The 17,496-nt window shown below is 68.3% G+C and carries 19 protein-coding genes; 13 read left to right on the plus strand and 6 right to left on the minus strand.

Annotated features, from left to right (window positions below; genetic code table 11):
• Positions 1-31 precede the first annotated feature (31 nt).
• From AC5P9F_RS13540 to AC5P9F_RS13565, 6 genes are all read left to right on the plus strand, one after another.
• On the plus strand, positions 32-346 hold the full coding sequence (locus tag AC5P9F_RS13540; RefSeq protein WP_021204073.1) for a hypothetical protein: 315 nt from the start codon (positions 32-34) through the stop codon (positions 344-346).
• A 103-nt stretch (positions 347-449) separates the two neighbouring features.
• A complete protein-coding gene (locus AC5P9F_RS13545) occupies positions 450-2,495 on the plus strand; it encodes a TonB-dependent receptor (RefSeq protein ID WP_308679599.1) in 2,046 nt (681 codons plus the stop codon).
• Positions 2,496-2,665: 170 nt separating this feature from the next.
• A complete protein-coding gene (locus AC5P9F_RS13550) occupies positions 2,666-3,727 on the plus strand; it encodes a two-component system sensor histidine kinase NtrB (protein WP_274849994.1) in 1,062 nt (353 codons plus the stop codon).
• On the plus strand, positions 3,720-5,168 hold the full coding sequence (gene ntrC / locus AC5P9F_RS13555; protein ID WP_100443439.1) for a nitrogen regulation protein NR(I): 1,449 nt from the start codon (positions 3,720-3,722) through the stop codon (positions 5,166-5,168). Before AC5P9F_RS13550 ends, ntrC begins: the two co-directional genes overlap by 8 nt.
• A gap of 93 nt (positions 5,169-5,261) precedes the next feature.
• The gene (locus tag AC5P9F_RS13560) at positions 5,262-5,831 is read left to right on the plus strand and encodes a superoxide dismutase family protein (RefSeq protein WP_274849995.1); all 570 of its coding nucleotides are present in this window, start codon (positions 5,262-5,264) and stop codon (positions 5,829-5,831) included.
• Between the two features lie 31 nt (positions 5,832-5,862).
• Positions 5,863-6,489 (plus strand): superoxide dismutase family protein, encoded by a 627-nt coding sequence (locus tag AC5P9F_RS13565; protein ID WP_005411864.1) that lies wholly within the window; start codon positions 5,863-5,865, stop codon positions 6,487-6,489.
• Positions 6,490-6,798: 309 nt separating this feature from the next.
• Here the strand turns inward: AC5P9F_RS13565 and AC5P9F_RS13570 are convergent, their stop codons facing one another.
• Positions 6,799-7,686, minus strand: coding sequence for a hypothetical protein (locus tag AC5P9F_RS13570; protein WP_005407588.1), 888 nt, complete (start codon positions 7,684-7,686; stop codon positions 6,799-6,801).
• A gap of 93 nt (positions 7,687-7,779) precedes the next feature.
• Here AC5P9F_RS13570 and AC5P9F_RS13575 point away from each other — a divergent pair, with 93 nt between their 5' ends.
• Positions 7,780-9,075, plus strand: coding sequence for an acetyl-CoA C-acetyltransferase (locus AC5P9F_RS13575; RefSeq protein WP_012478738.1), 1,296 nt, complete (start codon positions 7,780-7,782; stop codon positions 9,073-9,075).
• 110 nt (positions 9,076-9,185) lie between these two features.
• Here AC5P9F_RS13575 and AC5P9F_RS13580 read toward each other — a convergent pair whose 3' ends face one another.
• From AC5P9F_RS13580 to AC5P9F_RS13590, 3 genes are all read right to left on the minus strand, one after another.
• The gene (locus AC5P9F_RS13580) at positions 9,186-10,481 is read right to left on the minus strand and encodes a heme biosynthesis HemY N-terminal domain-containing protein (protein WP_012478739.1); all 1,296 of its coding nucleotides are present in this window, start codon (positions 10,479-10,481) and stop codon (positions 9,186-9,188) included.
• A gap of 6 nt (positions 10,482-10,487) precedes the next feature.
• Positions 10,488-11,465 (minus strand): uroporphyrinogen-III C-methyltransferase, encoded by a 978-nt coding sequence (locus AC5P9F_RS13585; RefSeq protein ID WP_024957767.1) that lies wholly within the window; start codon positions 11,463-11,465, stop codon positions 10,488-10,490.
• A 104-nt stretch (positions 11,466-11,569) separates the two neighbouring features.
• Positions 11,570-12,379, minus strand: a complete 810-nt coding sequence (locus tag AC5P9F_RS13590; protein WP_076738908.1) for a uroporphyrinogen-III synthase — start codon at positions 12,377-12,379, stop codon at positions 11,570-11,572.
• Between the two features lie 35 nt (positions 12,380-12,414).
• Here AC5P9F_RS13590 and AC5P9F_RS13595 point away from each other — a divergent pair, with 35 nt between their 5' ends.
• The 5 genes from AC5P9F_RS13595 (at position 12,415) to AC5P9F_RS13615 (ending at position 15,499) form a co-directional block, all read left to right on the plus strand.
• On the plus strand, positions 12,415-12,882 hold the full coding sequence (locus tag AC5P9F_RS13595) for a YiiD C-terminal domain-containing protein (RefSeq protein ID WP_005407593.1): 468 nt from the start codon (positions 12,415-12,417) through the stop codon (positions 12,880-12,882).
• Between the two features lie 32 nt (positions 12,883-12,914).
• The gene (locus AC5P9F_RS13600; protein WP_005407594.1) at positions 12,915-13,340 is read left to right on the plus strand and encodes a hypothetical protein; all 426 of its coding nucleotides are present in this window, start codon (positions 12,915-12,917) and stop codon (positions 13,338-13,340) included.
• Positions 13,341-13,397: 57 nt separating this feature from the next.
• Complete coding sequence (locus AC5P9F_RS13605) at positions 13,398-13,835, plus strand: rhodanese-like domain-containing protein (RefSeq protein WP_005411869.1); 438 nt, start codon at positions 13,398-13,400, stop codon at positions 13,833-13,835.
• A 99-nt stretch (positions 13,836-13,934) separates the two neighbouring features.
• The gene (secB, locus tag AC5P9F_RS13610) at positions 13,935-14,453 is read left to right on the plus strand and encodes a protein-export chaperone SecB (protein ID WP_005407596.1); all 519 of its coding nucleotides are present in this window, start codon (positions 13,935-13,937) and stop codon (positions 14,451-14,453) included.
• A 20-nt stretch (positions 14,454-14,473) separates the two neighbouring features.
• Complete coding sequence (locus tag AC5P9F_RS13615) at positions 14,474-15,499, plus strand: NAD(P)H-dependent glycerol-3-phosphate dehydrogenase (protein WP_005407597.1); 1,026 nt, start codon at positions 14,474-14,476, stop codon at positions 15,497-15,499.
• A 141-nt stretch (positions 15,500-15,640) separates the two neighbouring features.
• Here AC5P9F_RS13615 and AC5P9F_RS13620 read toward each other — a convergent pair whose 3' ends face one another.
• Positions 15,641-16,096, minus strand: a complete 456-nt coding sequence (locus AC5P9F_RS13620) for a YybH family protein (RefSeq protein WP_308680640.1) — start codon at positions 16,094-16,096, stop codon at positions 15,641-15,643.
• 136 nt (positions 16,097-16,232) lie between these two features.
• On the opposite strand from AC5P9F_RS13620, the gene AC5P9F_RS13625 reads away from it, so the two are divergent.
• Entirely contained in the window at positions 16,233-16,907 is a 675-nt protein-coding gene (locus tag AC5P9F_RS13625) for an Ivy family c-type lysozyme inhibitor (RefSeq protein WP_308679607.1), read from the plus strand.
• A gap of 60 nt (positions 16,908-16,967) precedes the next feature.
• On the opposite strand, the gene AC5P9F_RS13630 is transcribed toward AC5P9F_RS13625, so the two are convergent.
• Entirely contained in the window at positions 16,968-17,342 is a 375-nt protein-coding gene (locus AC5P9F_RS13630) for a hypothetical protein (RefSeq protein WP_308679609.1), read from the minus strand.
• Between the last annotated feature and the right edge of the window lie 154 nt (positions 17,343-17,496).

The raw sequence follows: 17,496 nt of genomic DNA on the forward strand, positions 1-17,496 counted from the left end.
TCCGGCCGCGCCTGCGGCCAGGACCCCTGCAATGACCTACGCAAAGCACAACGCAAAACCCGGCGCGAAGTCCGCCGCAAAGAAGTACTACAAGCACTGGGCCGAATCGGGCCTGGGCAAGGGCAACGTGCTGATGGAAGCCCGTGGCGAGAAGATCGTGCGCCAGGTGGAAATCTACGGCACCAGGATGGTCTGGGCCGACGAGCACGCCCACAGCGATGACCGTTTCCTGCTGGCCGACCAGCCGGTGTCGTTCCTGGATTTCGACGAGGACGACGAAATCTCCGCGCGTGAATTCGAAGCCGCCTGGAAGAAGGCACGGGAAGCCACCGGCTACCCGGTGTAATCCCCACGGCTCCCACCCTTGTAGCGCCGAGCCTTGCTCGACGCTGCAAAAGCGGGCATGTGAAATGTTATATGATTACATTTCACAGCAGCCGCCCCTTCCCATGAAGACTCCCACCCTTGTGGCCGCCCTCGCGGCCGCTCCGTTCGCCCCTGAAGCTTTCGCACAGTCCGCCGATGCCGCGCTCACCCTCGGCAAGGTGCAGGTGCACCAGCATGGCGAAGGCCAGCTCAGCGCGCACCAGGTGCTGACTTCGGTGGACGTGCTCGGCGCGGACCAGATCGAAGACCGCAACGTCTCGCACAGCTGGGAGCTGCTGGGGCAGATGCCCGGCATCCAGCTCACCGAAACGCGGCAGGGTGCCGAATCGGGCAAGGTCAGCTTCCGCGCCTTCAACGGCGAGGGCTACCTCAACGCCATCAAGACCCTCATCGACGGCATCCCCAGCAACGTCAACAGCGGCAACCAGCGCTTCATCGACATGCTGTTTCCGCTGGACATCAGCTACATCGAAGTAGTGCGCGGTACCAACGATCCGCGCTATGGCCTGCACAACATCGGCGGCAACGTGAACTTCGGTACGCGCCAGGGTGGCAGCTACACCGATGCGCGCCTGGCCTACGGCAGCTACAACACCCGTGATGCACAGCTGGCGGTTGGCCGCGAAGCCAATGGCTTCGCGCAGAACTACTTTGTCGGCACCCAGGCCAGCGATGGTTATCGCGACCACGACACCTCCAGGAAGTACTCGCTGGGCGGCAAGTGGTTCTTCGGCACGCTGGACGAAGGGCTGCGCGTGGGCCTGACGGCGCGCGCCTACCACCATGAGGCCGACGAACCGGGCTTCATGACCGCCGGGGAACTGCGCACGCACCGCCGTGGCAGCGAGCTGCGCAACGGCAACGACGGTGATGACCGCGACATGCGCCAGCTTGCCGCGCACCTGGATATGAAGCTGTCCGACGCACTCACCTTCGGCACGCGGCTGTACTACAACCGCTACGAAGACGACCGCCGCGTGACCTTCAGCAACCTGCCCACCGGCAACCTGCCGCGCCAGCGCCGCGTGTGGGATGAGCGCCAGACTGGCCTGCTCAGCACCCTGACCTGGCAGGCCAGTTCCGCGCTTACTGTCGAGGGCGGCCTGAACTACGAGCAGCAGGACAACGGCTATATCCGCGAGCGCTACGCCTACGCCGAACCGACCGATTACAGCCAGCCGCCGGCGCGCGTGCAGAACGACGACCGCCACAGCTTCGACAACTGGGGCGCCTACGTGCAGGCCATCTACCTGCCCGCCGAGGCGTGGAAGATCGTGCCGGCCTATCGTATCGATCGCTTCAGTGGCAGCACGCACCTGATGAACGGCGTCCGCGGACGCCTGCAGGACTACGGCAGCATCGGTCAGCCCAAGCTGAGCGTCATCCACAGCCTGGGCCAGACCACCCACGTCTATGCCAACTGGGGCCGCACCTTCCAGGTGCTGACCGGCTCCACCGCACCGGCCTATCTCACTCCGGGGCAGGCGCCGCTGCAGCCGTCCACCAATACCGGCATGGAGCTGGGCCTGAAGTTCCTGCCGTTCCAGGGCGCCCAGGCGCGCCTGGCGGTGTGGCAGCAGGACGCGGAAAACGAGGTATCCAACATGCCGGCCACTGGCACCACGGTCACCCTGGGCAAGACCCGCCGACGCGGCGTGGATGCGCAGCTGAGCCTGCAACTGGGCGACGACTGGACGGTATGGGCCTCGCACGCCTACCAGGAAGCGAAGATCACCCGCGACGACCGCGATGCCGGCATTTCCCTGCAGGGCCGCGAAGTGGCTGCCACCCCGCGCCATATCAGCAATCTGGGTGTGGATTACCGCGCCGCTGATGCGCTGCGGCTGGGCCTGCAGGCGCGTGCACAGGGCGATTACTACCTGGAAGAACGCAACGTGGCCGGCAAGTTCGGTGGCTTCGCCGTGCTCGACCTCAGTGCTGCCTATCAGCTCACCCCGCGTTTCAGCGTGGACCTGCAGCTGAAGAACGTTACCGGCCGCGAGTACGCCTACGCCTGGTACGACAGCTTCTTCTGGGACAGCGCCCGCCCGATGTTCTCGCCGGCCCCGGGCCGCAGCGTGTTCGTCGGCCTGAACATGAAGCTGTAACCGGCCACGCATCTGGTAGTGGTCGAGCTTGCTCGACCTGCGGCAGGGGTCAGAGCCCTTTCCTGACGGAATGGGATCCGACCCCGGACCCCGCAGCGCAAGGGGTCAGATCCCTTTCCCCGAGGAAAGGGCTCTGACCCCGAACCCCCGTTTTGCACTACATTGGTGCAATGTCCGACCCCGCACCCCCGCCGTCCCTCGATGCCCTGGGCACGCCGCTGGCCTGGGCCGGGGCCGATGGCTGCATTGCCGGCTGCAATCCGGCCTTCGCCCGCTGGCTGGGCGTCAGCGTCCGGCGCCTGCTGGGTCGGCCGCTGGCCGCACTGGAAGTGCAGGGCGAAGCCCTGGCCCATTTCCTGGCCCGCGATGAGCGCGACAGCCTGCGCTTGAACCGGCTGGCGCTGGCGGTGCCCGGAGAGACGCCGCGCTTCGCCGAGGGCTGGATGAGCCGCCGCGACGATGGCGGCTGGCTGCTGGAGGCGCATCCGGTCGATGAGTTCCCAGGACTCGATCCCACCCAGGCGCTGCCCAGCGCGCTCAGCGCGGCGCTGAAGGGGCTGGCCCACGAGCTGCGCAACCCGCTGGCCGGGCTGAAGGGCGCGGCCCAGCTGCTGGCCCGCCGCGCGGCGCAGCGCGACGCCAGCGAACGTGAGCTGATCGAACTGATCGGCTCGGAGATCGAGCGCCTCAACGGCCTGCTCGACCAGCTGCTGTCGCCGGCCCCGGCGGCGCCGCATGCCGAACTGAACATCCATGCCGCGCTGGAACGCGTGCTGCGCCTGGCCGAGAGCGAAGCCGGCTGGGCGGTGCGCCTGCAGCGTGACTACGACCCCAGCATCCCCGAATTCCATGGTGACGCCGACCGCCTTACCCAGGCGGTCTGGAACCTGGTGCGCAACGCGATCCAGGCCGGCGCCGGCAACATCACCCTGCGTACCCGCGTGGAGCATGGCGTGCGCATTGCCGAGCAGCTGCACACGCTGGCGTTGCGCCTGGAAATCGCCGACGACGGCCGTGGCGTTCCCGAGGAACTGGCTGAACACCTGTTCCTGCCCTTGGTCAGTGGCCGTGCCGAAGGCACTGGCCTGGGTCTGGCGCTGGCCCAGCAGGTGGCGCGCGAGCATCGCGGCACGCTGACCTACCGCTCGCGCCCGGGCCATACCGTGTTCACCCTGCTGCTGCCGATCGTCAGCGGCCCCGCCCCGGCCGAGGAGGCCCCGCGCGATGTCTGAGTCTTCTTCGTCCCCGCAGTGCATCTGGGTGGTCGATGACGATCGGGCCGTGCGCTTCGTGCTGTGCACCGCGCTACGCGAGGCGGGCTACCAGGTCGTCGATTTCGACAGCGCCGCACCCGCCCTGCAGGCGTTGAGCGAAGGCCCGCCACCGGCGCTGCTGTTCACCGATGTGCGCATGCCCGGCGACGATGGCCTGGTGTTGCTGGACAAGCTCAAGGCCGCGCTGCCGCAGCTGCCGGTGGTGGTGATGTCGGCCTATACCGATGTAGCCAGCACGGCCGGCGCGTTCCGCGGTGGCGCGCATGAATTCCTGTCCAAGCCGTTCGATCTGGACGATGCGGTGGCACTGGCGCAACGGGTGCTGCCGGCCGTCGCACCGGCATTGGCGGCGGCCACACCTGCGGCCGAAGCGCATAGCGACCAACCGCCGCAACTGGTGGGCGATACCCCGCCGATGCGCGCGCTGTTCCGCGCCATCGGTCGCCTGGCGCAGGCACCGCTGGCGGTGCTGATCACCGGCGAGACCGGCACCGGCAAGGAGCTGGTGGCCAATGCGCTGCATCGCGAATCACCGCGCGCGCAGGGGCCCTTCGTCGCGCTCAATACCGCTGCAATCCCGTCCGAGCTGCTGGAAAGCGAGTTGTTCGGCCACGAAGCCGGCGCCTTCACCGGCGCGCAGCGCCGCCATATCGGCCGCTTCGAGCAGGCCGATGGCGGCACACTGTTCCTGGATGAGATCGGCGACATGCCGCTGCCGTTGCAGACCCGGCTGCTGCGCGTGCTGGCGCAGGGCGAGTTCTTCCGCGTCGGTGGCCGTGAACTGATCCGCGTCGACGTGCGCGTGGTCGCCGCCACCCACCAGGACCTGGAAGGGCTGGTTGCACAAGGAAAGTTCCGCGCCGACCTGCTGCACCGCCTCGACGTGGTGCGCCTGCAGCTGCCACCGCTGCGCGAGCGCCGCGAGGACATCGCACAGCTGGCCAGTACGTTCCTGGCCGCCGCCGCGCGCAAGCTGGATACGCCGCCGAAGCGGCTGACCGCGGCCGCACTGCAGGCGCTGCGCGAACACGACTGGCCGGGCAACGTGCGCGAACTGGAAAACATGTGCTGGCGGATGGCGGCGTTGGCGGCCGCCGACACCATCGGCGTGGCCGACGTCGATACCGCGCTCAACCGTACGCGCGGTCGTCGCAGCAGCACCACCAGCGCCGATCCGGGGCAGTGGGAAGCGCTGCTGGCCGAATGGGCACGCCGTCAGCTGGCCGAAGGCGTGGAAGGGCTGCACGCGCAGGTGCGCGAGCGGGTCGACCATGCCCTGCTGGAGGCCGCGCTGCAGATCACCCACGGCCGCCGTGCCGAAGCCGCGGCCCGCCTGGGCCTTGGCCGCAATACCCTTACCCGCAAGCTGGGCGCCGGACGCCGCCGCGGGGGCCATTGAACGGCCCCTGCACGCGATCCTCGCGCCCGCTTGCCGAACTGTTGATCGTTCATGGACGATGCAACGCTTAGTGTCATCTGCAAGGAGTCTTTGATGCGTCTGTCCTTTGCCATCCTGCCGTTGTCCGCCGCCGTGCTGCTGTCTGCCTGCGGCAGCGCGCCGAAAAAGACCGAACCTACTCCGCCGCCGCCGACCGTGGTCAGCGCAGCGAAGCAGGGCGAGGCCAATCTTGCGCCGGCCTCGGCCAGCATTGTCAGTGGCCGCATTGCACTGATGGTGGAGCCCGGCGGTATCCACATCACCGGCCTGATCGGTGGCCTGCAGCCGATGCAGCAGGCCGGCTTCCACATCCACGAGCGCGGCGACTGCAGTGCGGTGGATGCCAGCAGTGCCGGCAATCACTTCAATCCCGGTGGCGCTGTGCATGGCCGCGCCGGCACCGGCAAGCACCACCTGGGCGACATGGACAATCTGCGTGCCGACGCCCAGGGCCGCGCCAACGTCGATATCCACCTCAAGGGCGTTACCCTTGGCGGAGGCGCCGCCACCGATATCGCCGGACGTGCACTGGTCGTGCATGCCAACGCCGACGACTATCGCAGCCAGCCCGCCGGCAATGCCGGCGTCCGCATCGCCTGTGGCGTGATCCGGGTTGTCCGCTGATCACTGCAGGCATCATCCAGGGAGAGATTCCATGCGCTTGATCCACACTTCGCTGTTCGCAGCCATTGCTGCGCTGGGCCTGGCGGCCTGCAACCAGCAGCCGGCCGCGCCGCAGGCTGAAACCCCGCCGGCCGCGCCGGCCGACGGTGCCACCACCGAACCGGCTGCAACGCCGGCCCCGGCGGCTGCACCGGCTGCCGATGCTACGGCCAGCGCCGAGCTGGCACCGACCCAGGGCAACGAGACCAAGGGCAGCGTCACCTTCAAGGTGGTCGATGGCAAGGTCCACGTGACCGGCCAGATCAGCGGCCTGAAGCCGGGCAGCGAGCACGGCTTCCACATTCACGAGAAGGGCGACTGCAGCGCTCCGGACGGCATGAGTGCCGGTGGCCACTTCAACCCGGGCAAGCAGGACCACGGCAACGTCGCCACCGATCCGCACCACGGCGGCGACATGCCCAACATCAAGGCCGACGACAAGGGCGTGGCCACCATCGACGGCCCGGTGTCGAGCAACGTCAACATCGGCAAGGGTGATGACTTCGACATCATCGGCCGTGGCCTGATCGTCCACGCCGATGCGGATGACTACAAGACCCAGCCGACCGGCAATGCCGGCGCGCGCCTGGCGTGCGCGGTGATCCAGAAGGCGCCGTAAGCGCGCTTTTGCTGGAAATGGAAAACGCCGGCGCAAGCCGGCGTTTTTCTTGATCGGTCGTGCCGGCCGCTGGCCGGCAATCGCAAATGCGGAGGTTGCCGGCCAGCGGCCGGCACTACCCGTCTTCAGCGCGCCAGCAGTTCGCGCGCGTCCTGGCCGGCCTCGCAGTGCACGAACAGCACTGCGGCTATTTCTGCTGAAACGGAAAACGCCGGCGCAAGCCGGCGTTTTTCCTGATCGGTAGTGCCGGCCGCTGGCCGGCAATCGTAGATCCGGATGTTGCCGGCCAGCGGCCGGCACTACCCGCCTTCAGCGCGCCAGCAGCTCGCGCGCGTCCTGGCCGGCCTCGCAGTGCACGAACAGTACCGGCACGCCATGCGCTTCCAGCACCGCGGCCATCTGCCGCTGGCGCATCAGGAACTGCTCGTAGATGCCCTTCAGGCGGTCGCAATCGTTCTTGCCGTGATCGTAGTGCGCGCACCAGCCGGCCGGATCGAACAGCGCCATGCGTGCTTCGCCATGCGTGTAACGCAGCAGCGGCTCGGGCGCGGCGTTGAGCCATTCGTCTTCACCGGGGGCCATGATCGCGGTCTCGATCAGCGGCCACAGCGCAGCCAGGCCCTGGTTGTCGTACTGCATCGACATCATCGCGGCCAGATCATTCACAGTGAAATAGCGCGCGTGCTCGATGCGGGCACCGAAGGTGTTCTGCGCCATCAACGCGGTGTCGGCATGGGCCATGCCGTTGGCCAGCAGCGTGTCTTCCAGCGCCTCGGCCACCGCATTGGTCGTCGCCACGTCGCTGCCGGTCAGCAGGAACGGCACCACGCGCAGGCCGCCGCCCACCAGGCTGGCGTCGGCCTGGAACGGTAGCGGCACGTCGCCCTGGGCGTCGGTACCAAAGGCCAGCAGGCGCGGGCCCTGGTTGCGGCCCGGGGCACGCATCTGCAGTTCTTCCAGGCGGCGGTGGATCGGCCAGCCCGGGCGCAGCACCTCGGCCGGGTCGAAATGGGCGGCGGCGAACACCAGGTCCAGCTCGGCCACCTGCGGCACCAGCTTGGACAGGTCGCGGCCGACGCGATCGGCCAGTTCACCGGCCTGTTCGGCGCTGAGTACCGCCTGGCGGGGGATTTCACCGCCGGCCAGTTCCAGGGCCAGCACGCCAAGGGCATTCATCGCGGGGTCGGGTTTGCTCATGGTTCCACGGTTGGCCCATCACAGGGCGGCAGCTACACTTGGCTCCATTATGCCTGCTCCGCCGTGCAGGCCATGTTGCAGACACCCTCATCCATGCCAGGTATCTCCATGCCCAACGCTCGTCCCGTCGCCATCCTCGGTGGCGTCCGCATTCCGTTCTGCCGCCAGAACACCGCGTATTCGGATGTCGGCAACCTCGGCATGTCGGTCCGTACGCTGGGCGCGCTGGTCGAACGGTTCGGCCTGCACGGCCAGCAGCTGGGTGAAGTGGCGATGGGTGCGGTGATCAAGCACTCCAGCGACTGGAACCTGGGCCGTGAAGCCACGCTGTCGTCCGGCCTGTCGCCGCTGACCCCGGGCATCACACTGCAGCGCGCCTGTGGCACCTCGCTGGACAGCATCATCACCGTCGCCAACAAGATCGCGCTGGGCCAGATCGAATCGGGCATCGGCGGCGGTTCGGACACCACCTCCGACGTGCCGATCGTCTACGGCAAGAAGCTGCGCGCGCGCCTGCTGGCCGCCAACCGTGCCAAGAGCACTGGCGACAAGATCCGCGCGCTCACTTCCGGCTTCAAGTTCTCCGAGCTCAAGCCCGAGTTCCCGGGCGTGGCCGAGCCGCGCACCGGCAAGAGCATGGGCGACCACTGCGAGGACATGGCCAAGGAATGGAACATCTCGCGCGACTCGCAGGACGAGTGGGCGGTGTCCTCGCACAAGAAGCTGGCCGCTGCCTATGAGCGCGGTTTCTTCAACGATCTGATCGCACCGTTCCGTGGCGTCGAGCGCGACAACATACTGCGTCCGGATACCTCGCTGGAAAAGCTGGCCACGCTAAAGCCGGCCTTCGACAAGGTCTCCGGCCGTGGCACCCTGACCGCCGCCAACTCCACGCCGTTGACCGATGGCGCCGCCGCGGTGCTGCTGGCCAGTGAAGAGTGGGCGCGTGCGCACGGCCATGAGCCGCAGGCGTACCTGCGCGATGCGCACGTCTCTGCGGTGGACTTCGTGCATGGCGAAGGCCTGCTGATGGCACCGACCGTGGCCGTGCCGGAGATGCTCAAGCGCAATGGCCTGACCCTGCAGGACTTCGACATCTACGAGATCCACGAGGCCTTCGCTGCACAGGTGCTGTGCACCCTGCGTGCGTGGGAGAGCGAGGATTACTGCCGCAACCGCCTGGGCCTGGATGCGCCGATGGGCCGTATCGACCCGGACAAGATCAACCTGCTGGGCTCGTCGCTGGCCACCGGCCATCCGTTCGCCGCCACCGGTGCACGTGTGATTGCTACCGCAGCCAAGCAGCTGGCCGAACGCGGCGGTGGCCGCGCGCTGGTGTCGATCTGCACCGCCGGCGGCATGGGCGTGGTGGCGATCGTCGAACGCTGAGCATCACGGTAGTGCCGGCCGCTGGCCGGCAGCGCTGGTACGAAAACGCCGCCCAATGGGCGGCGTTTTTTTTGTTGCTCCGGTGGGTGCCGACCGTTGGTCGGCACGCCTCACGGCAACCGCGGGTTGCCGAACTCGTCGCGCTCTTCATTGGCGTCATACACCGGCGGCTGCACCGCGATCGGCTGCTCTTCCACCGTGGCACGTAGCGGCGCCTCGCTGCCGCGCACCAGCGCCACGCTGTCCTCGCCGCGCTGCAGTCGCAGCGCATTGGCCAGGCACTGCGCGGCCAGCGCGTGCTCGCCACGCTGCGCGAACAGTTCGCCCAGCGCTTCCCACGCCGGGGCACCGGCGCCGGCGGCGATGGCCTCGTGCAGGAACGTATCGGCGGCATCCCACTGCTGCTGGGCCAGGGCCACGCGGCCCTGCGCCAGATGCAGTGCGGCCGAGCCATCATGCACATTGCGCCAGCGCGCCAGGTTGGCCTGGCGGGTGGCCAGGCGCTCGGCCGGCAGGCGGCCGTACAGCGCCACCAGTTCGTCGTCCCAGCGCTGGTCCAGCGCCTGTTCCAGCGCCAGCAGCGCCGGCTCATCCCAGTTCAGGGCCACCGCACGGCTGGCATAGGCGCCCACCACGTCCGGGGTCGGCCGCAGCGCCTTCGGCGTGGCTTCCCACTGTGCGGCCAGTGCGTTGACGTCGGCCGCTTCCAGCAGCGCCTGTGCGGCCAGGCGGGCTTCCAGTTCGCTGTTTGATTCGGCCGGCAGTACCTTGCTCTGGCGCAGCGCACCCAGCTGGCCATAGGCCTCGTGTGCGCGGCCGGCACGCGCCAGCGCTTCGGTACGCAGCCACAGGCCGCGCGGCGGCAGCGGCTGGATCGCCGCCACGTCCAATGCGTTGATCGCATCCACCGGCAGATCGCGCGCCAGCAGCTGTTCGGCGCGCAGCAGCGCCTGCAGGGTGGCATCGCTCTCGCCAAGACGCTGCAGCAGCGCTTCACCGGCGGGGCCGTCGGCACGTGCCTGTGCGCTGCGCACGGCATTGGCCAGCGCCACCGCGCTCACTTCCGGGTCCTTGGCAGCGCCATCCAGCAGCTTCTCGGCACGCTGCCACTGGCCGTGCTCGTAGGCCTGCAGGCCGTCGATCAGGCGCACCCGGCCCTGCTTGCGGCGGTAGCGGCCCCAGGCGCGGAACGGTGCGGCAATCAGGCTCCACAGCAGCCACAGCACCAGCACTGCGATCACCGACAGCAGCGCCACCTTCGGCAGGTTGCTGTGGTAGTCGTAACCGCCGTAGCGCAGGGTTACTTCACCGAAACGGTTGAGGTCATCGGCGCCCAGCCATTGCGCGGCCACCACGCCGATGGCCACCGCCAGCAACAGCACAACCAGGGATTGCAGGGGTTTCATGCGGGACTACCTCCGGTCGGTCTGGGTGCGCAGTTGCTGCAGGGTGCTGCCAAGCACGGTGTTGCTGGCCTGCAGCGGAAGCTCGCGCAAGGCCTTCAGTTCAGCACGTTGCGCGCGCAGGGCCGGTGAATCCGGCCAACGCCGCTGTGCCCAGTGCTCCACGCGTTCCAGTGCGGTATCGCGGCCCGTGCGGTCGCCGCGTTCGATCGCGGCGCGCGCCAGGGTCAGTTCCAGCTGCAGGGCGTCGTCGGCATTGCGACGTTCGGCGGCGGTCAGCGGGCCATTCTGGCGGCTCGGGGTGATGTCCACGAACGGGGCCAGCGTCGATTGCCACCACGGTTTTGCGGTGTCGGTCGCAGCGTTGCCGGTCACCTGCGACGGCAGCCCCTGCAGTGCCCTGGCCAAGGCATCCAGCCGCTGCAGCGACCGCACGCGCGGGCCGGCGCCCAGCGCATCCAGTGCATCGCGCTCCTGCACCAATGCCTGGCGCAGGTTCAGGCCATCGCTGTCGGGCAGATCGGCCAGCGCGGTGGCGGCCTGTGCATACAGGCGGCGCGCGCCTTCCACGTCGTCGGCATAATTCAGCCGCTGCGCCGCCTGGGTCAGCAGCAGTTCGGCCTCATCGCGCTGTACCGCCTGGCGGCCTTGGTTGGCGCTGTCGGCCAGCTTGGCCAGGTTCTCTTCCAGCAGCGCACTGCGCTGCGAAAGGCCCAGCATCTCGTCGCGCAGCACGCGGTTGGTGGTCGCCGCATCCTGCAGGCGCTGGCTGGTCGCGCGCTGGTCGCGGCGCAGTGCATCCAGCGTCGCCTCCAGGCCCTGCAGCTGCACGGCCATGGTCTGTGCCTGCGCTTCCTGTTCGTGCTGTTGCTGCTGCCAGACGTACCAGCCGGCATAGCCGCCCACGCCAAGCACGACCACCCCGGCCAGCGGCAGCAGCCAGCGCGCGGGGCGACGGGGCGGGGAAACGGGCGGAGTCTCGTTCATGGGGCTTCCTTGTCGGCAACGTCGCCGGTCAGGATCCGGCAGGCCGCGTTGTGCACAGCATCACTGTTGCCGACCACAGCGGCAAGCGTGACCCACGTCCCTGTTCAGGTCGCTGCCGGGACGGTGAGCGTGGCGTGTGCAGCGGCCACCAGCTGTGCCGTGGTGGGCCCGGCCGCGCGCACCACGCGCTGCAGCCCCAGTGCATGCGCCTGATCGCCCAGCCGTTCGCTGGCCACGACGACGGTGGCCTGGGTCTGCAGGCGTTGCTGCAATGCCGGCGGAAGCTGCTGCCAGAAATGCAGCAACGCCTCACCACTGCTCGCCGCCAACACCCACGGCTGCGCTGAATGCGCCAATCGAACCAGCGTGCGGGGCGACAGGCGCAGCAGGCGGCGCTGGTAGACATCGGCACGTTCGATCGTGGCGCCTGCGGCCTGCAGGTGTGCAGCAATCAGCCCGCGTCCGCCGGGCGCGGTGACCAGTCCGATGCGCAGGCCCCGCGCCTCGGCCAGCACCGGCAGCGCCAGCAGGCCCTCGCTGTCCATCCGCTGCGGTGCATGCACCTCGCCGACGCCCTGCGCCCGCAGTGCGCGCGCGGTGCCTTCGCCCACGGTCAGCCACGGGCTGCGTTGCGCCTCGGCCAGTGGCAGCAGGGTGGCGGCCGCGGTCACGGCGGCCGGGCTGGTGAACACCACCCGATCGCAGTTCAGCGCGCGTTGCAGCTGACGCACCACTGGCATGCCGTTCAAGCGCTGCAGGCGCCAGGGTGGCAGGGCCACCACATGCCCGCCCAGCCCAGCAACGGCGCGGCGCAGTGCGGAATTCTGGCCCTGCGGTCGCAGCGAAATGAAGGTCCAGCCCGGCTCGGAACCGGCGGCGCCAGTGGGTATCGTATGGTCGGCCATTGCCTGCATTATGCGGGCCCTTCGTTGTCGTGGTCTCTGCTCCGATGTCCGTTGATGCTCTGACTTCCTCGCTGGCCGCCCTGCAGGACGTGCTGGACTGCATGCCGGCGGTGCGCGCCATGCAGATCCAGCTCGACGGCTATGCCGACGGCGTGCTGCGCATCACCGCGCCGCTGGCCGCCAACGTCAACGACAAGGGCAACGCCTTCGGTGGCAGCCTGGCCTCGGTGCTGACCCTGTCCGGCTGGGCGCTGGTCAGCCTGCGCCTGCGCCTGGCCGGCCACGATGCCGAGGTCTACGTGGCCGACAGCAACCTGCGCTACCTGGCCCCGGTCTACGAAGACCTGCACGCCCACGCCGAAGCGGCCGAGGCCACCGGCTGGGACGCCTTCCTGAACACCTTCCGCCAGCGCCGCAAGGCCCGCATCAGCATCATCGCCACCCAGCCCGGTGCCGATGGCAAGCCTGCCGCCGAGTTCAGCGGTCGCTTTGTTGCCTTCGCCAAAGGGTAGGATGGCAGGCTGACGTTCTGGGGAAACCACCGATGCGCCGCCTCATCCAGTTCCTGATGTGTTCCCTGCTGCTGGTCAGCGCCGTGGCTTCGGCCGACGACCTGAGCCGCAAGCAGCGCAAGCTGCTGGAAGAGACCCAGATCGCCTACGGCGCCACCATCCGCTGGGGCAGCATGGACGATGCCATCGGCTATCTGGACCCCAAGCTGCGCAAGGAAAAGCCGCCCACCGAGTTCGAGCTCAACCGCTACGCGCAGCTGCGCGTGTCGTCTTACCGCGAGCGCAGCAGCGCGGCGCTGGAAGGCGGCCTGGTCGAGCGCCGGGTCGAAATCGGGGTGATCAACCAGAACACCCAGGCCGAACGCACCGTGATGGTGGTCGAGCGCTGGCGCTGGGATCCGGAGGCCAAGCGCTGGTGGCAGACCGCCGGCCTGCCGGACCTGTGGAAGGGGCAGTGACGGGCCGCGTCCGGCTTGTGCGACAATCGGCGCCCGCTTAATCGACCCGTGACCTGAGTGAATTACGAAGAGTTGCTGGCCTTTGCAGGCCGAAACCCGATGCTGTCCGCGGCCCTGGTCGGCCTGACCGTGGCCATCATCGTCACCGAGATCCGCCGCCTGTTCCGGGGCTTCAAGGGCATCAAGCCCGCCGAACTGACCCAGCTGATGAACGCGGGCGGCACGGTGGTGGTCGACCTGTCGGCCAGCGGTGACTTCGAGAAGGGCCACATTGCCGGCAGCCGCAACGCCCAGGCCAGTGCCTTCGGCCCGGACCACAAGCTGGTGGCCAACGCCAAGCAGTCGCCGGTGGTGCTGGTGTGCCGCAGCGGCAACGCCTCGGAAACCGCCGCCAAGGCGCTGAAGAAGGCCGGCTTCGAGAAGGTCTACGTGCTCGACGGCGGCATTCCCGCCTGGCAGCAGGCCGAACTGCCGCTGGTCAAGGGCCGCAACTGATTGCCGCAGGTGGCGGATCCGGCCTTGTATGGGCCTGATCCCGCCCCCATCGCAGTAATTCGACCATCGTTTTCATTGCATTCATTGGAGTTACTGGAAATGTCCGAAGAGATCACCAACGGCGCTGCTGCGCCGGTCGATGCCGCCACCGGCCCCGCTTTCACCGTCGAGAAGATCTACGTCAAGGACGTCTCCTTCGAGTCGCCGAACGCCCCGACCATCTTCAATGACCAGGTGCAGCCGGAGCTGCAGCTGAACCTGAACCAGCAGGTGCAGCGCCTGGGTGAGAACGCCTTCGAAGTCGTGCTGGCCGTGACCCTGACCTGCCAGGCCGGTGAGCGCACCGCCTACGTGGCCGAAGTGAAGCAGGCCGGCGTGTTCGGCCTGGTCGGCCTGGACCCGCAGTCGATCGACGTGCTGCTCGGCACCCAGTGCCCGAATATCCTGTTCCCGTACGTGCGCCAGCTGATCAGCGACCTGATCCAGGCCGGCGGCTTCCCGCCGTTCTTCCTGCAGCCGATCAACTTCGAAGGCCTGTACGCAGAAACCCTGCGCCAGCGCCAGGAGCAGGGCGACGCACCGTCGCTGGCTGACTCCGAGCCGGCTGGCAACGCCTGATTCCTGCCGCGACGTCACGGATGAGCACTACCGCTGACAAGATCGCCGTGCTTGGCGCCGGTTCCTGGGGAACCGCGCTGGCCAGCCTGCTCGCACGGCACGGTCATCCGACCGTGCTGTGGGGGCGCGATGCTGCCGTGGTCGAAGCCATCGACCAGCGCCACGAGAACCCGCGTTACCTGCCGGGCATCCCGCTGCCGGACAGCCTGCGTGCTACCACTGACCTGGCGTCGGCGGTGGAGGGCGCGGCCTGGATCCTGGTGGTGACCCCCTCGCATGCCTTCGGCGAAACCGTGCGTGCGCTGGCGCCGCTGCGTCCTGCCGGTGCCGGCGTGGCCTGGGCCACCAAGGGCTTCGAACCCGGTTCGGGCCGCTTCCTGCATGAAGTGGCGCGCGAAGTGCTGGGTGAGGACGTGCCGCTGGCCGTCGTCACCGGGCCGTCGTTCGCCAAGGAAGTCACCCAGGGCCTGCCGACCGCGATCACCGTGCACGGCGACGTGCCCGAGTTCGCGCAGACGGTGGCCGAGGCGATGCATGGCCCGGCGTTCCGCGCCTACACCGGCGACGACATGGTCGGTGCCGAGCTGGGCGGTGCGATGAAGAACGTGCTGGCCGTGGCCACCGGCGTGGCCGATGGCATGCAGCTGGGCCTCAACGCCCGTGCCGGCCTGATCACCCGTGGCCTCAACGAGATGCTGCGCCTGGCCGCTGCCATCGGTGCCAAGCCGGAAACGCTGATGGGCCTGGCGGGCCTGGGCGATCTGGTGCTGACCTGTACCGGCGACCTGTCGCGCAACCGCCGCCTGGGCCTGGCCCTGGGCCGTGGCCAGACGCTGCAGGATGCCGTGCGCGAAATCGGCCAGGTGGTCGAATCGGTGCAGACCGCCGACGAAGTGATGCGACAGGCGCGCCGCCATGGCATCGACCTGCCGATCTCCGACCGCGTGCGCGCCGTGCTGCACGGCGAGCAGACGCCGGAAGAAGGCCTGCGCGCACTGCTGGCGCGGGAACAGAAACCGGAATACCCGGACACGCTGTTCAAGTGAATCGAAAACCCCGGCCACGCGCCGGGGTTTTCTGTGCGCGCCCCATCCACGCATAGCGTGGATCTAGGACGGAGCCCGCTTCTGGTAGCTGCCAACCTTGGTTGGTGCCCGGTAGCGCCGGGCCATGCCCGGCGGCATTCATCACCGCGCGCGCGGCCGCGCGTTGCTGTTGTCCATGTCCGAGAAGATCAACCACGGCCCATCCCCCTCACGCTTCAGCGTCAGCGTGAACTTGCCGGTATCTCCCACGTTGTTGCCGTAGCTGTACGCACCGATGATGTAGCCCGTATTCCCCTCCACCGCATACGCCAACGCACGCAGCCGCAACGGGCTGCCGCCCTGGCCGGCATACGCGGCCTCGATCGCACTGCGGCCGCGCACCGGCGGCTGGTTGCTCTGCAGCACAAAGCCATCCTCGGCGAACAGCCCACCCAATGCCTTGGCATCACCCGTGTGCCACGCCTGCTCGTAGTCGCGCAGTACACGGTCCAGCGGTGCGGGCAGCGCGATATCGGGAAGCGGCTGTGCGGGCTTCGCGCCTTCTGCATCGTGGGCAATTGCCGGCGATGCCATCAGCAGGGCACTGCAGAAGATCATGGCGAGTCGTGTGCGGCGCATGCGTCCAGGCCCTGGCGATGATGGGAAGGCTTCAGACGCATCCTAGCGCGCCGCTGGTTAGAATCACGCGGCCGCCGATTTGGTGGATGCAGCGCAGATCAGACAAGGACACGGAATGAAGATGCGAATCACAGGGATGGCGATGATGGCCGCGCTGCTGGCAGCCTGCGGACAGGCACCGGAGAAGACTGGCGAGACTGCACCTGCTGTGGCGCCGGCACCGACCACCGAAGCACCGGCCGCTACCGCCACGGTGGTGGAGAAGGAACCGTCCGCCGAAGACGGTGTGGACCCCTCGGTGTGGGACAACGAAGGCGAACCGGAAGACCCGAGCGCCGGCGGGGAACTCACCTGCGCGGACAACCCGCTGGCGACGCATTTCTTCACCCTGGTGGGCGGCAATACCGTGGACGACTGCGGCCGCAAGGATCCGAAGGTGCTGGCCGCGTTCAACGCCCTGATGAAGAACACGGCCGCAGCCGAATCCGCTGACAAGGAGATTCCATCGCTGCGCGAACGCCTGTTGAGCGGGCCCAGCGGTCCTGGCGAACTGGTAGTGCTGCAGGGTGAGCCGTGGTGGTTCTATACCGCCTGCCAGGCCCACGACTGCCCCGGCACCGCGTTGGCGATGCTGTATTCGCCCGATCAGTCGAAGATAGTTGGCCGTCTTACCGCGCGCTGCCGTGTATGGTGGCTGGGCGAGCCGACGGCGGAACAACGTGCGCAGATCGAACAGCGCCAGCCACTGCAGGATGCCGCGTTGAAGGAAGACAGCGCACTCTGCGAGTGATGTGGCGCGCGCCGCAGCGCCGGGCCGTGCCCGGCGTTGCAGTGAGCGTTGTTCCCCGTATCACCCTTCCGGCCGCATGCGTGCGCTGACCTGTGCTGTCAGCGACAGACTGACCATCATCAGGCCCTCCATCACCCGGTCGCCCACGTACTCCTCGTCGGGTCCGTTCTGGCGCACGCGCTCGGCAGCCAGCAGCATTTCCAGCGCCACGCGCAGGCCGGTCAATGCGCAGTCCGCGTCGGCCAAGGCCACGCGGCGGCCGGGCATCTGATGACGTTCCGGCCAGGGCTGGCCGTCGGCGGCGGCGCCCTTGCCAATGCGGTCGAGGGTGGCGATGAAACCGTGCGGATCGTGCGGGTGCGGTGCTTCCGAAGGCGCGTCCGCGTTGGCGGGCACGTACTGCGCGCGTAGTCGGGAGGATTCGGGGGTGCTCATGGCAAAGGCTCCGTGCAGGACAGACGGCAGCCGCCACGCAAAGGTGGCGGGCGGAGACGTGGCTCGAAAACCGGGCGCTTGTTGAAACCGGCAGGCACAGGGCCTCCACGCTCCGCCCGCCATAGCCGGCAGACGGATTGCCCGCCGGCGCCAC

Source organism: Stenotrophomonas sp. YJH_SMC_4, assembly GCF_059371575.1.

Excerpts from the sequence above, each read along its gene's own strand:
- AC5P9F_RS13560 (WP_274849995.1), top strand. The coding sequence starts at position 5,262 with ATGCGTCTGTCCTTTGCCATCCTGCCGTTGTCCGCCGCCGTGCTGCTG.
- AC5P9F_RS13565 (WP_005411864.1), top strand. The coding sequence starts at position 5,863 with ATGCGCTTGATCCACACTTCGCTGTTCGCAGCCATTGCTGCGCTGGGC.
- AC5P9F_RS13600 (WP_005407594.1), top strand. The coding sequence starts at position 12,915 with ATGCGCCGCCTCATCCAGTTCCTGATGTGTTCCCTGCTGCTGGTCAGC.
- AC5P9F_RS13570 (WP_005407588.1), bottom strand. The coding sequence starts at position 7,686 with ATGAGCAAACCCGACCCCGCGATGAATGCCCTTGGCGTGCTGGCCCTG.
- AC5P9F_RS13630 (WP_308679609.1), bottom strand. The coding sequence starts at position 17,342 with ATGAGCACCCCCGAATCCTCCCGACTACGCGCGCAGTACGTGCCCGCC.
- secB (WP_005407596.1), top strand. The coding sequence starts at position 13,935 with ATGTCCGAAGAGATCACCAACGGCGCTGCTGCGCCGGTCGATGCCGCC.
- AC5P9F_RS13615 (WP_005407597.1), top strand. The coding sequence starts at position 14,474 with ATGAGCACTACCGCTGACAAGATCGCCGTGCTTGGCGCCGGTTCCTGG.
- AC5P9F_RS13550 (WP_274849994.1), top strand. The coding sequence starts at position 2,666 with ATGTCCGACCCCGCACCCCCGCCGTCCCTCGATGCCCTGGGCACGCCG.
- AC5P9F_RS13595 (WP_005407593.1), top strand. The coding sequence starts at position 12,415 with ATGTCCGTTGATGCTCTGACTTCCTCGCTGGCCGCCCTGCAGGACGTG.
- AC5P9F_RS13620 (WP_308680640.1), bottom strand. The coding sequence starts at position 16,096 with ATGATCTTCTGCAGTGCCCTGCTGATGGCATCGCCGGCAATTGCCCAC.
- AC5P9F_RS13590 (WP_076738908.1), bottom strand. The coding sequence starts at position 12,379 with ATGCAGGCAATGGCCGACCATACGATACCCACTGGCGCCGCCGGTTCC.
- ntrC (WP_100443439.1), top strand. The coding sequence starts at position 3,720 with ATGTCTGAGTCTTCTTCGTCCCCGCAGTGCATCTGGGTGGTCGATGAC.
- AC5P9F_RS13545 (WP_308679599.1), top strand. The coding sequence starts at position 450 with ATGAAGACTCCCACCCTTGTGGCCGCCCTCGCGGCCGCTCCGTTCGCC.
- AC5P9F_RS13585 (WP_024957767.1), bottom strand. The coding sequence starts at position 11,465 with ATGAACGAGACTCCGCCCGTTTCCCCGCCCCGTCGCCCCGCGCGCTGG.
- AC5P9F_RS13580 (WP_012478739.1), bottom strand. The coding sequence starts at position 10,481 with ATGAAACCCCTGCAATCCCTGGTTGTGCTGTTGCTGGCGGTGGCCATC.
- AC5P9F_RS13540 (WP_021204073.1), top strand. The coding sequence starts at position 32 with ATGACCTACGCAAAGCACAACGCAAAACCCGGCGCGAAGTCCGCCGCA.
- AC5P9F_RS13625 (WP_308679607.1), top strand. The coding sequence starts at position 16,233 with ATGAAGATGCGAATCACAGGGATGGCGATGATGGCCGCGCTGCTGGCA.
- AC5P9F_RS13575 (WP_012478738.1), top strand. The coding sequence starts at position 7,780 with ATGCCAGGTATCTCCATGCCCAACGCTCGTCCCGTCGCCATCCTCGGT.